Below are 12985 nucleotides of genomic sequence, written 5' to 3'. Positions count from 1 at the left end.
TCAGGGCAAACGTCAGATTGTCTTTCGGCCAAACCCTTGAGCACGCTGCTGAGCAGGGTTTGGCACACGAGCTGGTGACAAGTTTTCCATTCTTCGAGCAGGCCGAGCTTGTGGCTCTGGCCCATTGGACGCTGCAACTATGGCATCAAGAACGCCTTCCAGCTTGCCCGCTTTGCGCTCAAGCAGCATTTCAGAGATGCGTGTCTTGCCAAGAGTGTGATCCGCTGATTTGATCGCCAAATGCCTTTGCGACACGAAATTCACCGTTGTGCTTTCAATCTCGGCGCTAATCACATGGTCATAGCGAACCGTACGCGTGCCCAAGATGCCGTGATATTCAAGCGTGGCCTTGCTGAGCTTCACAATCGTATTATCCGCAAGGTATTTTAGTGTGAAAACCAAAGCGTAAAGCCCCAGCGGCGCCAAAATCAGCCCTGCAAAGAAAAGTTTTCCCGTGCCCACAAAAAGCGCCCAAATACCGCCCCACACAAAGAGCAATGACATCGCGGCCATGATTGCAAGCTTGATGCGCGAATAACGAATAGTCTTCATCGATAGGTCCCCTTCCGGCGGGGAAGTACTAATCAGAAGCTTCGAAGACTTTGTTAACGCGCGACTTTCCTGACGCAAATCACCCACCGCGCAGAAGCTGTACGCCCCAATCGCGCTCAAACAGATAGAGCAATATTCGGGCTGCCTCTCCCCTTTGCGAAGTAAGCCCGCCGTCGCGTTCCATCAGGAGGCGTGCATCAGCATGGGCTGCAGGCAGCAGTTTTTGCACCTGCTCGAGGTCAGCAATCCGAAATGCTGCTTCGCCTGATTGGCGTGTGCCGAGCAATTCACCACCGCCGCGCAGTTCAAGGTCCTTCTCCGCCAGATCAAACCCGTCTTGGGAATCCTTCACATAGGTGAGGCGCTTCTTACCCGTTTCGGAAAGCTCATCGCCGCGTAGCAGCACACAGCGGCTCTTTTCAGAGCCCCGCCCAACACGCCCGCGCAATTGGTGGAGCTGCGCCAAGCCAAAGCGTTCTGCCTGTTCGATCACCATCAGGGTCGCGCTGGGCACATCAACGCCGACTTCGATCACGGTTGTGGCGATAAGGAGCTTCGCCTGACCGCTGGCAAAGCGTTCCATGTTTGCATCTTTGATATCCGGATGAAGCTGGCCGTGGACCATGACAACTTGGTCGCCAAAATGCTCAGCCAGCGCAGCATAGCGCGCTTCGGCAGCGGCGATGTCGGTCATCTCGTTCTCGCGCACCATGGGGCAGACCCAATAGGCTTGCTGACCGCCTGCAAGATGGCGGCCCATCGCGGCAACCATCTCATCGACCCGGCTTTGCGGAAAGACCAGCGTGTCGATGGCTTGGCGACCGGGCGGAAGTTCATCCAAGCGGCTCACATCCATCTCGCCATATTGCGCGAGGGTAAGGCTGCGCGGGATCGGTGTGGCCGTCATGGCGAGCGTGTGCGGTGCGCGTTTGCCTTTGCCTGCGAGCGCCAAGCGCTGCGCCACTCCAAAGCGGTGCTGCTCATCGATCACGACAAGGCCTAAGTCTTTGTACGTTACGCTATCCTGAAAGATTGCATGAGTGCCGACAAGAATGTCGATGTGCCCCTGCATCAGGCTCATCAGTAGCCCTTCGCGTTCTCGCCCCTTGGCGCGCCCTGTGAGCAGCGCGACTTCGACACCTGTGGGTGCAGCCATTTTGCGCAGCGTCTCATAATGCTGGCGCGCGAGGATTTCAGTGGGGGCAAGAAGCGCGGCTTGCTTGCCCGCTTCATTGGCGACCAGCATCGCCTGGAGAGCAACCACGGTCTTGCCCGCCCCAACATCGCCTTGGAGCAGGCGCAACATGGGGGCCTCTTGCTGGAGGTCGCCTTCGATCTCGGAGACCGAGCGTTTCTGCGCTCCCGTCATCTCAAACGGCAGGTCGAGCTTAGCGCGTAGGCCCCCATCACCTCGGAGCGCCTGCCCCTTCCGGCGTCGGCTGTCCGCCTTCACCAGAAGCAGCGCCAGACTATTTGCCAAAAGCTCATCATAGGCAAGCCGGTTGCGGGCCGACTCATTCGGCCCCTTATGGGCCTCCCGCACGGCCTCTTGCCAGCTAGGCCAACCTTCTTTTCCGAACTGCCCCGGCTCGATCCACTCAGGCAGCTCCGGAGCCTTTGCCAAAGACTGCTCGACCAGAGAGGCTATGCGCGGCTGGGTGAGCCCTTCCGACAACCGATAAACCGGCTCTGTCATCCGGCCCATATTGGCGTCGCTGGTCTCCTCGACGTGGTCAGGATGCACGATCTGAAGCATATCGCCATAGCGATCCAAACGCCCCGCGACCCAGCGTTTCTCACCCACGGGAAGTTGCTTTTTGCCCGTGTAGGACGCTCGCCCAAAATAGGTAACGGCGCAGATATTGCCGATTTCGTCTTGGGCCAGCACGCGGAAAGGCCCCCTGCCCGGATTGTAAGATGCCCGGTGTTCTGTTGGCGTCAGAGCAACGATGACCTGCTCACCCTCGCCCGCTTCATCCAGATTAGTGATCGCGCGCCGCGTCACAAACCGCTCTGGCAGATGGTAGAGCATATCGCGCACCCGTGTGAGCCCGAGCTTCTCCAAAGGCTTGGCAAGCTTAGGTCCAACGCCATCAAGCGTTTCACTTTCTGCAAACAGAGGGTTGAGTACATCGGGCCGCATACAAGCCCCTATACGCAGCTTGCGCGCAGCATTCGAGTGCCTTACCTCACCCCCATGTCTGATATGCCCACCTTAGAAACCCGAAAAGCTCGCGCCAAATTCCGCGCCTGGCACAGGGGCACGCGCGAAGCCGATTATATGATCGGCGGCTTCTTCAATCGCTATCATGCGGAATGGGGCGAGGAAGAGATGAACTGGTTCGAAGATTTGCTCGCTGAAGACGACGTCGATGTGATGGCATGGGGCCTTCAAACGCAGGCTGTGCCGGAGCGGTTTCAGGGCGCAATGATCGAGAAAATGCAGAAGCTCGACTACGTCGATATTCCCAGCTAAGCGCACTCGCAATTGAAAACTTGTTAGGCCCCTCGGAACTTTCGCGGGGCCCAACTGCTATTGAGCTGATCCCAAATGCCTGACCTTTCCCGCATCCTGTCCGCAAACGCGCCGCTGACGCTCTCCTCACTCCCTCGAGGCGCGCAGCCTCTGGTGCTGGCCGACCTTGCAAGAGCAGCGAAGCAGCGTGCCGTATTCATCGCGCCCGACGATGCCGCGATGCGGTCTGTGGCAGAGGCGGCGCGGTTCTTTGCGCCTGAGGTTGAGGTGCTGGAATTCCCTGCATGGGACTGCCTGCCTTACGACCGCGCTTCGCCCGCGCTTTCGGTGAGCGCGGCGCGTTTGTCCGCTCTGTTCCGCATGCAGCGTCCGTCGAGCTCCTCGCAATTGGTGGTCACAACCGCCAACGCCGTGCTGCAGCGCGTCCTCACCCCGTTTCGCATCCGCGAGAGTGTGCGCGAGTTTAAAGTGGGCACAACAATAGGCCATGACAGCCTCGCCGCCCTTCTCACCCGGCAAGGTTACTCGCGCACCGACACGGTGATCGATCACGGCGAATTTGCGGTGCGCGGGTCGATTGTCGACATCTTCCCCTCCTCCTTGGATGAGGGTTTGAGGCTCGATTTCTTCGGCGATGAGCTGGAGAGCCTTCGCCTGTTTGACCCGAGCACTCAGCGGTCCACCGGGCGCTTGCAGGACCACCTCTTGCTCCCCGCGTCCGAAGCGCTGATCGACGATGACAGCATCAAGCGTTTCCGCTCCCGTTATCGTGAGCTCTTCGGTGCAAACGCGACCCAAGACCCGCTTTACGAAGCGGTGAGCGATGGCAGGCGGCTTGCGGGGATGGAGCATTGGCTCCCTCTGTTTGAGGAGAAGCTCGCGACACTCTTCGACCACCTTGGCAATGACGATGTGGTGGTGATGGACGCTGGAGCTATCGGAGCCGCCGAAGAGCGCCTCTCCGACATCACCGACTACCACGACCAACGCCAGCGCATCGCCAGCGAGAAGTCGGGCAGCTATCGCCCATTGGCCAAAGACGCACTCTACCTCGCCGAAGACGAGTTTAAGACCGCCATCGCCGAAGCAAAGGCTCACAAGGCTAGCGTCTTCGCCGAGCCAGAGGGCGGCACAACTCTCGACTTCGGTTTCAAAGCAGCCCGCGACTTCTCTCCCGAACGCGCTCGCGGTGACAACATCTACGAAGCCGCTGCCAAGCATTTCAGCGCTATTCTCAAGTCCGGCAAGAAGGCCCTATTTGCCGCCTATTCCACCGGAAGCCGCGCCCGGATTGCCTCGATCCTCGACGAAGCAGGCGCGCCTTCGGTCATCGCCGAAAGCTGGCAGGAAGCGCAAGGATTGGCGGCCAAAGGCAAGATCGCCGCGATGGTCCTGCCACTCGATACCGGCTTTGCCAGCGACGAGCTCGAAATCCTCACAGAGCAAGATGTGCTCGGCGACCGCCTTGTGCGCCGCAAGAAGAAGCGCAAGGATTCCGACGCCTTCCTCGCCGAGCTTCAAGCGCTCACCAAAGGCGATCTTGTCGTCCATGTCGAACACGGCATCGGGAAATATATGGGCCTCGAAGGCGTGCCCGTCGGCAAGAGCCAGCACGATTGCGTGCAGCTTGAGTACAAGGGCGGCGATAAGCTCTTCATCCCGGTTGAAAACCTCGAAGTCCTCTCGCGCTATGGCTCCTCCGAAGACGCCGTAATGCTCGACCGGTTGGGCGGCGAAGCCTGGCAGAAACGCCGCGCGAAGCTCAAAGAACGCATCACCGCAATCGCTGGCGAATTGATGAAAGTCGCCGCCGAACGTGCCCTGAAAAAAGCCCCCGTTTTCCAAGCCGAGGAAGCCAGCTTCAACCAATTCGTCGACCGCTTCCCGTGGGAGGAGACCGACGATCAAGACGCAGCCATCACCGATGTCCTGCGCGACCTTGAAAGCGGCAAGCCAATGGACCGGCTCGTTTGCGGAGACGTCGGCTTTGGCAAAACCGAGGTTGCCCTGCGCGCAGCCTTTGTCGCGGCCATGAACGGCCAGCAAGTCGCGGTGGTCGCCCCCACCACATTGCTTGCGCGCCAGCACTACACCAACTTCAAAGAACGCTTTGCCGGCTTCCCCTTGAACGTTGGCCGCCTCTCGCGCCTTGTCTCCTCCAAAGAGACGACCGAGACCCGCGAGGGCCTTGCAAACGGCAACATCGACATCATCGTTGGCACCCACGCCATCCTCTCCAAATCAACCGAGTTCAAGAACCTTGGCCTCGTGATCGTCGACGAGGAACAGCGCTTTGGCGTCACCCACAAGGAGAAGCTCAAACAGCTGCGCTCCGATGTTCACATGCTCACCCTCACCGCAACGCCCATCCCTCGCACGCTGCAAATGGCGATGACGGGTCTGCGCGAGCTGTCCACCATTCAGACCCCTCCGGTCGACCGCTTGGCCGTGCGCACATACGTCATGGAGTGGGACGATATGGTCATGCGCGAAGCCCTCCTTCGCGAGCACCACCGCGGCGGGCAGAGCTTTATCGTGGTCCCCCGCATCTCCGATATGGCAGCGGTCGAAGAATGGCTCGCCGAAAACGTGCCCGAGGTGAAACCCATCAGCGCCCACGGCCAAATGGGCGCAGGCGAAATCGAAGAGCGGATGAGCGCGTTCTATGAGGGCAAATATGAAGTTCTCCTCTCCACCACCATTGTTGAGAGCGGCCTCGACCTGCCGAGCGCCAACACCATTATTATCCATCGCGCCGATCGCTTTGGGCTCGCCCAACTCTACCAATTGAGAGGCCGCGTGGGCCGCTCCAAACTGCGCGCCTATGCCTATCTCACTTATGAGAAGGACGTACAACTCTCTGAAATCGCGGAGAAACGCCTCAAAGTTCTCAGCGACCTCGACTCGCTTGGAGCAGGCTTCCAACTCGCCTCCCACGACCTCGACATCAGAGGCGCAGGCAACCTGCTAGGCGATGAGCAATCAGGCCACATCCGCGAGGTCGGCTTTGAGCTCTACCAGTCCATGCTGGAGGACGCGATAATGGCGGCGAAAGCCGGCGAAATGGGCCTTGAGAAAGCGCAAGATGCCTTCTCGCCCCAGATCACAGTGGACGCACCCATCATGATCCCCGAGGATTATGTGCCCGACTTGGCCGTCCGCATGGCGCTCTACCGCCGCCTGAACCAAGCTAATGACAAGGCCGAGATCGAGGCAATGGCCGCCGAGATGATCGACCGTTTCGGCGACCTTCCAGCGCCCACACAAAACCTCGTCAAGCTGATCGAGATCAAGCACCAAGCCATCGAGGCCAATATCGCCAAGATCGACGTGGGCGCTCGGGGAACGCTGGTCACCTTCCACAAGGACAACTTCCCCGATGGCCCCGGCCTAATCGCCTATGTCGACCGCCTCAATGCAAATGGCCAAGAAACCGCCAAACTGCGCCCCGATATGAAGCTGGTCATCAACCGCGCCTGGGGCAGCCCGGAAAGCCGCCTCAATGGGTTGTTCCAGCTGACCAAGGGGCTTTCAGGCATAGTGCGGAAACACCAGCGTCAGAAAGCTGCCTAGAGCCTAACCATGCCCCCGGCCCCGCGCTGTCGCCGCTAGCGCCAGCACCTCATCGCTCTTCATCGGCTCAGCGCGCAGGAAGCCTTGCCAATAATCGCAACCTTCTGAAGTAATCGCCGCGCGCTGTACATCGTCCTCAATCCCCTCGGCGTAGACATCCAGATCAAGCGCTTTGCCCAGCTGCATGATCGCGCGCAGCACTGCGAGAGCCTTGGCATCACCCGGCACATCATCGACCATAATCTTATCAAGCTTTAGAGCGTCCAAAGGCAGTTCGCGCAAGTATCGGAAGTTGCAAAAGCCAGCGCCAAAATCATCGAGCGCGGTGCGGAAACCCAGTTTCCTCAACGCCCGCAAAGCTGAAGACGCCTGCTCCAGATTGCGCAAAAGCACGTCTTCAGTGATTTCCAGCATAATGCGCTCAGGCTCAATCGCGCTCTTCGCGATCACCTGCGCAAAGTCGGCGGCGAAGCGCGGATCACCCAATTCCTCGGGCGTAATATTGAGCGATACGGTGAGCTCGCGCGGCCACTCGCCTGCATCTTCCAGCGCCCGCGCCACCACATGCCGCGATAAAGGCGCAACCAATGCCGCACGTTCAGCGATAGCAAACAGATCGCGCGCCCCAATCGTACCCAAAGTCGGATGCTGCCAGCGCGCCAGAGCCTCTGCCCCGACCAAAGCGCCTGTGCGGCACGAAAACTGCGGCTGAAACAGTACCTCAATCTCGCGCCGGTCGAGCGCGCGAAGTAGGTCTGCGTCCAGTGCTCCAGGCTTCACACCCGGGATCTCACCGCTCACCGGACCGCGTAAGGAGCCCGCTAGCTGCGCTGCTTTAGATGTTTTCGCATTAGCCATCGCCTCGCCCTCTAGCCCTTCCTTTTACAATTGCGCTGATTGATTGCAATCCGGCCAATTTTGGAACATCAGGGTTCATCACTAGCGCCGAATTTTGGGGGGCGCGTTGCTTTTGTCTCATACAACCTCTCCTACGGACGTTGCATCTTGGCAAGGCAGCGAGACAAATTCTTGCGGAGAACGCATATGGATACCGCAGCCGCTATGGGTGCATCGGATCATACAAACGGGCGCGAGACGAATGGCGCGGGCGCGAAAAGGTTCGAAAAAGTCGCTTTGGTCGCGTCCGAAACACCGCGGGCCCAAGAAGCGTTCGCAAAGCTTTCCGACCAGCGTGACTGGGTTCCTCTATCCGATGCCGATGCCGTGGTCGTGTTGGGCGGTGATGGCTTTATGCTGCACACGCTCCACAACATGCTCGATATGCGGCGGATTGTTCCGGCTTACGGGATGAACAGAGGCACCGTTGGCTTTCTGATGAACCGTTTTGAGACGCGGGCGAATGTTACGCGCAGGCTTGAAAAAGCGCGAGGCAAAACGATTTCACCGCTGCGGGTGACAGCCGTTACGCAAGATGGCGAGATGCACAAAATGTGCGCCATCAACGAACTTTCGCTGCTTCGTGAAACGCGCCAGACGGCCAAGATCGAAGTCACAGTCGGAAGCCGCGTGCGTATCGAAGAGCTGGTGGGCGATGGTATCCTTGTCTCCACACCAGCTGGCTCCACCGCATATAACCTGTCTGCCAACGGCCCGATCCTGCCTTTGGACAGCTCGATGCTCGCCCTTACCCCGATCAGCCCGTTTCGCCCTCGCCGCTGGCGCGGCGCCATTTTGCCTGATGAAATGCGGATTACACTGCGCGTGCTTGAGCCAGCCAAACGCCCTGTTGCAGCGGTGGCAGACCAAAAGGAACTTCGCGATATTGCCGAGGTCAGCGTAGATATCGATCACTCCAGCGCGCTCGAATTGCTTTTCGATCCAGGTCAGTCCCTGGCCGAGCGGATCGTATCGGAGCAATTCGCGGTTGACTGAGGGCTTTAGCCTTTTCGTCGTTCTGAATTTTTGAGAGATTCCACTGGAATGCGCAAAAAAGCAAACGCGCCCTCTTGCCAAGCTTGCTAGGCCTGCATATAGGCGCGTCCTCGCTTCCCTTAACACCGCTTGGGAAGCTGCTCCCCGATAGCTCAGCGGTAGAGTAGGTGACTGTTAATCACTTGGTCGTTGGTTCGAATCCAACTCGGGGAGCCATTTTCCACTTCGCTGACATTCGCTCGCAACCGGAAAACCCTCCAATTCTCTAGGCAAACTTATCCGCAGCGGCGCGCTCGCGTTCGTTGCTTGCCGTGCCATTTCGCGCTATTGATGGGGGACTAAATGGGGGAATTTGAGAACCTCTAACTGCGAGGGTGAATTGGGCAGACTTACACAGGCGCACATTCGGGCAGCGGCGAAGAAGCCGGGAAAGCACCATGATGGCGACGGATTGATCCTATTTGTGCGCAGAATCTGGAAAGGCGAGCTGGATTGCTCGCATCCAAAATGATGGCGCAAGGCGCGAATTTGGTATCGGCAGCCTAAGAGCCGTTCCGCTTGGGGAAGCACGCGAGAAGGCGGCACTAGTAAAGGCAGCTTTAGTCGCTGGGCGTGACCCACACTTGGCGCTTAGACCACCAAAGGAAATGACGCGCACTTTCCGCGAAGCTGCCCTTGGCTTCCTTGAAGCTAAAGCTGCCGATGCAAAAATCTCTGATGCCAAGCGCAGACAAAGCCTATCACAGCTCAAGACTTACGCTTTTCCAGCTCTAGGAAAGCTGCATGTCCAAAGCATCGATGCTGATGCCATTGCTCAGTGCTTGAGGCCCATTTGGACAAGCAAGCCCGAAACCGCACGAAAAGTGCGTAGCCTGATAATCCGCACTCTTCGCTTTGCTCGGCCCGATGGCGCGTTGTTTATTGGAACGCTAGGTCCAGCGGTGGCTGATCGGCTTCCCGCGCAACCGAAGCGCGGAAACTTTGAGGCCCTTCCCTACTCAGAGCTCCCTACTCTTATGCAGCGTCTTGCCGACAAGCGCGGAATGGGAGCGTTAGCCCTTCGGCTGGCTATTCTAACGGCTGCAAGGAGCGGCGAGGTTCGCGGTGCTAAATGGAGCGAGATCGACCTCGATGCAAAAGTTTGGACTGTGCCAGCCGAGCGTATGAAGGCTCGCCGTTTGCATCGCGTCCCGTTATCACCGGAGGCAGTCGAGTTGCTGCGCCATATGGCCAAAATGAAGCAAGCCGGAACCGATTTGGTATTCCCCTCTGGTGCGGGCAAAGAACTTAGCAATATGACGCTCACAAAAGTGCTCAGGGATATGCAAGTGCCCTGCACTGTCCACGGCTTCCGCTCAACATTTCGTGATTGGGCAGCTGAGCAGACAAGCCAGCCGGGAGAAGTAGCCGAAGCCGCTTTGGCGCACACTGTGGCGAAGGCAGTTGAGGCGGCTTATCGCCGCACTGACTTTTTCGACAAAAGGCGTGAAATGATGAACGCGTGGGCGAAATTCTCTCTGGAGCGAGGAGAATCTACCGTTATTTCGATGCCCGCTCGCGCCTAGTAGCATTTGACTTGAAAAGAACCCATTAAGCCTCCAGTTTTCCCCGACTTTCTTGTGGAAGGATTGGCGCGAACGTGGCGAGCGACTCGCCTATACTGTATAAGAAGTTCCACACATGTTCCGGCGTGCTTGTGCGGTTGCAAGCGGGGACAAATATGAGGAACTTTGAAAATGGAACCCGTGCTTTGCAGTATTGCAGATGCAGCGCGTACTCTTGGTATCGGTAAGACCAAAACTTACGAGCTTATTTCGGACAACACGCTTGAATGCGTCACGATAGGCACAAGGCGATTGGTAAAGGTCGCAAGCATCAACAAGCTTGCAGAAGCTGGAACCGATGGAATTGCGGCTTAAGATGCCTGACAGTCAATCTACGCCACAGAAAGGAAAGCGCACGAAAGACCTTGGGCATCTCTTTTTGGTTGATGTTCCAACATTCAAATTAGTTTGTGAGCTAGGCGTAGATGTCGCTGCCGCGTATCTTGTTCTAGCGGCTGGGACCGGTGCTGACAATCGCACTAGCACATGGTCGCGAGAGGCAATCAATAGACGAACTTCATTGAATTGGCGCAAGGCCGACACGGCAATGAAGAAGCTTGAGAGCGCCGGTTTATTGAAATGGCTTTCTGGCAAAGGGACCCGAAAGCCAAGGATTGACTTGCCTCCAATTGAAACACGCAAACCAATGCGGAAGCATGTTGAGGCAGTGGTAAGCATGATCGAGAGCGGTCAACTTCCGTCAACGCCCAAGGAGAAAAGCGCTGCGACCACTGGGGAAATTGACGGTTGGCTTGTTCGCGATAAGGATGGAAAGCTCCATGCGCAACGCAAGCGCCCGCTGGTTAAAGCGTTCCTGCCCATGGAGTTGGTTGGCGAGGCTTTCGGTAAGAATGCTACCAATATAGCATCGGTAATTGAACGCATCCGGATGTCGCGCGACCCCTTGGCCTTCCAGCTGCTTGTTGATCTCTACGCGCTTCAAAACTTGGCCGAACATGGTGGCGTAGATGACAGCTTTCTCTGGACAAAGTTTTCGCGGGAAAAGGCTGGGGCAACTGCCTCTTTGCAAATTTGGAAGTTTCACATGAAGCATCAGGTTTGTCGCATTCAAAGCGGACCACTTTCCCATCATTGGCGTGAGCCGACCCATGAAGAAGAAGATGAAGGCGAAAACGGGGCAGCTGACTTCTTCGAACGGGTCAAAATCCTAGAAGATTCTGGCGCACTAGAATGGGCCTACTACCTCAAGGAAGATGACCAAGACGATGCTAACCGTATCTATCCAATCGCAGTCTCTCGGCATAGCAAGGTGATTTGGGATGAGCTGGAGTCCATCGTCGGTAGTTATGCAACAAGAGCTGCGAGTGCACTTTCGAGCGATGCAGATAACCCAGTCGAGTATGCTGAAAGATGGGAGGCCAATGGGCCTCATTGGTTCACTGTCCCAGCCGATAAATTGGCGCGCCAAGCCACGGTTGTCGGTATCCCTCGCTTGCGACATCGCGCCAGAACTCTCAACGCCTCTCGCTGGTGGAAAGACCTGATTGAAGACGCACCAAGCATGGTTGAAACGTTTCGGGGCATTATTTCTGAGAATGCTCCAGAACTTCTTGCAACCGCAGACAAGAGGTTTGCTGACTTCAACGGTAGTTCAACGCTGAGTTGAACGTCATTTCAACGAGACATCAACGATTCCTATAAGTCTCCTACGCACGAGCCACCCTCCTTTCAGGAGGGTCCGGATAATGAACAAGACAATTGGTCTGACCCTTGGCAATCAATGGGAGGCTTGGGCTGACTATGAAGGCAGAGGCACATTTCAGAGAGGCGGCCGTCTGGATGGCAAAGGCACTGCCCCACGGTTCGCACAACAAATCTGACGAGCCACCAAGAGCAAACGTGATTCCTTTTCCCAGCATGCACACGCAGTCGAAGCGTAAGGCAGAAAAAAGGGGCAATGACTGCTGAGAATGAAAAGCGAGCGCTTTGGCGGCAATGGTGCGATCGTGGCGGCGACTTTCCATCGATCCTGACCGACCTAACCTGTGGCGCGAGAACCCGCGCGGGGACCGCCTGCAAGCGCCGAGACCTGTATCGCTCAGGTCGATGCAAATTGCATGGCGGACATTCGACCGGGCCAAAGACAGCGAGAGGCAAGCGTCGATCTGCACAGAATGGAAAAACTCAAAAGCGAAGCGAACCCCATGAGAGGGATGAATTGGCTAATGATCTAGGAAAATCTCAGACTTCGAGAGCTGAAAGGCAGGCTTGAAATGGGTGGATTTGGTTCCGGTCGTTATGGAGGGCGACCAACGGCGGATGCTTCTATGCGGATTGATTTAGCTTGGATGCTAAGAAGCGGTTACGCCAAGGAAGGCGCAATCACACAAAGCACTCTACATTGGAGTTGCGGCGGGCAGCCTAGCGGCTCAATCAGCTATGTCGCGAGAATGCACTTGCAAGGCGAAGAACAGCTCAAGCTGTCCTACACGCGAGGCGATGGCGAGGACAAAGAGCACGTCAAACAAACTGTGCGGCTTTGCCATACTCGGCCAAATTATGGTGGCAAGCGATGGTGGATGATCTGCCCTTATCGTGGCGTTCGGGTTGGCAAGCTATACCTCCCTCCGGGCGGCGATCGTTTTGCTTCACGGCAAGCTTGGCAGTTGGGTTACCAATCGCAGCGCCTTTCATCACGAGACCGACCATTTGAAGCTTTGTTCCGGCTCCAGAAGAAGCTGGGATGCGAGCAAGGCTGGGGGAATTTCATTTCTCGCCCCAAAGGAATGCACCACAAGACATTTGAACGGCATCTAAGGGAGTTCGAATACCTAGATGACCTATGTTCAATCGAAATGATGACTATGGCTCTAAGGCTTGGCGGGGGAGAAAGGGCGTTCTGAAGTGACATGAACAAGAACCGCCC

12 protein-coding genes, 1 tRNA gene and 1 pseudogene are annotated in these 12985 nt (G+C 57.1%); 11 read left to right on the top strand and 3 right to left on the bottom strand.

The features are described from left to right. Nucleotides 1-12 precede the first annotated feature (12 nt). Both AC0V61_RS14300 and recG read right to left on the bottom strand, forming a co-directional pair. Nucleotides 13-552 carry a hypothetical protein gene (locus AC0V61_RS14300; protein ID WP_486158616.1) on the bottom strand — a complete coding sequence of 180 codons (540 nt, stop codon included), beginning with the start codon at nt 550-552 and terminating at the stop codon, nt 13-15. A gap of 79 nt (nt 553-631) precedes the next feature. Beyond that, on the bottom strand, nt 632-2695 hold the full coding sequence (gene recG, locus AC0V61_RS14295; RefSeq protein WP_486158614.1) for an ATP-dependent DNA helicase RecG: 2064 nt from the start codon (nt 2693-2695) through the stop codon (nt 632-634). A 54-nt stretch (nt 2696-2749) separates the two neighbouring features. On the opposite strand from recG, the gene AC0V61_RS14290 reads away from it, so the two are divergent. Beyond that, a complete protein-coding gene (locus AC0V61_RS14290; protein WP_486158612.1) occupies nt 2750-3028 on the top strand; it encodes an FAD assembly factor SdhE in 279 nt (92 codons plus the stop codon). Nucleotides 3029-3103: 75 nt separating this feature from the next. Continuing rightward, complete coding sequence (mfd, locus tag AC0V61_RS14285; RefSeq protein ID WP_486158610.1) at nt 3104-6601, top strand: transcription-repair coupling factor; 3498 nt, start codon at nt 3104-3106, stop codon at nt 6599-6601. A gap of 3 nt (nt 6602-6604) precedes the next feature. Here the strand turns inward: mfd and AC0V61_RS14280 are convergent, their stop codons facing one another. Continuing rightward, complete coding sequence (locus AC0V61_RS14280) at nt 6605-7459, bottom strand: EAL domain-containing protein (RefSeq protein ID WP_486158608.1); 855 nt, start codon at nt 7457-7459, stop codon at nt 6605-6607. Nucleotides 7460-7663: 204 nt separating this feature from the next. Between AC0V61_RS14280 and AC0V61_RS14275 the strand changes: the two genes are divergently transcribed. The 9 genes and pseudogenes from AC0V61_RS14275 to AC0V61_RS14235 all read left to right on the top strand — a co-directional run bounded on the left by AC0V61_RS14275 (nt 7664) and on the right by AC0V61_RS14235 (nt 12962). Then, complete coding sequence (locus AC0V61_RS14275; RefSeq protein WP_486159572.1) at nt 7664-8494, top strand: NAD kinase; 831 nt, start codon at nt 7664-7666, stop codon at nt 8492-8494. Between the two features lie 141 nt (nt 8495-8635). Continuing rightward, a tRNA-Asn gene (locus tag AC0V61_RS14270) sits at nt 8636-8710 on the top strand. Nucleotides 8711-8955: 245 nt separating this feature from the next. Beyond that, nucleotides 8956-9108 (top strand): annotated as a pseudogene (locus tag AC0V61_RS14265) (integrase arm-type DNA-binding domain-containing protein); the annotation flags it as partial. A gap of 33 nt (nt 9109-9141) precedes the next feature. Then, nucleotides 9142-10059 carry a tyrosine-type recombinase/integrase gene (locus AC0V61_RS14260; protein WP_486159570.1) on the top strand — a complete coding sequence of 306 codons (918 nt, stop codon included), beginning with the start codon at nt 9142-9144 and terminating at the stop codon, nt 10057-10059. 171 nt (nt 10060-10230) lie between these two features. Further along, nucleotides 10231-10413 (top strand): helix-turn-helix domain-containing protein, encoded by a 183-nt coding sequence (locus AC0V61_RS14255; protein ID WP_486158606.1) that lies wholly within the window; start codon nt 10231-10233, stop codon nt 10411-10413. A 1-nt stretch (nt 10414) separates the two neighbouring features. Next, nucleotides 10415-11725 carry a hypothetical protein gene (locus AC0V61_RS14250; protein WP_486158604.1) on the top strand — a complete coding sequence of 437 codons (1311 nt, stop codon included), beginning with the start codon at nt 10415-10417 and terminating at the stop codon, nt 11723-11725. A gap of 79 nt (nt 11726-11804) precedes the next feature. Then, nucleotides 11805-11939 (top strand): hypothetical protein, encoded by a 135-nt coding sequence (locus AC0V61_RS14245; protein ID WP_486158603.1) that lies wholly within the window; start codon nt 11805-11807, stop codon nt 11937-11939. A 77-nt stretch (nt 11940-12016) separates the two neighbouring features. Next, nucleotides 12017-12331 (top strand): HGGxSTG domain-containing protein, encoded by a 315-nt coding sequence (locus AC0V61_RS14240; RefSeq protein WP_486158601.1) that lies wholly within the window; start codon nt 12017-12019, stop codon nt 12329-12331. A gap of 1 nt (nt 12332) precedes the next feature. After that, nucleotides 12333-12962, top strand: a complete 630-nt coding sequence (locus tag AC0V61_RS14235; protein WP_486158599.1) for a hypothetical protein — start codon at nt 12333-12335, stop codon at nt 12960-12962. Nucleotides 12963-12985 lie beyond the last annotated feature (23 nt).

It is taken from the genome of Erythrobacter sp. JB1-4 (genome assembly GCF_057365025.1).
Note: the sequence above shows the minus strand (reverse complement) of the source record. Positions and strands in the feature narration are given on the sequence as shown.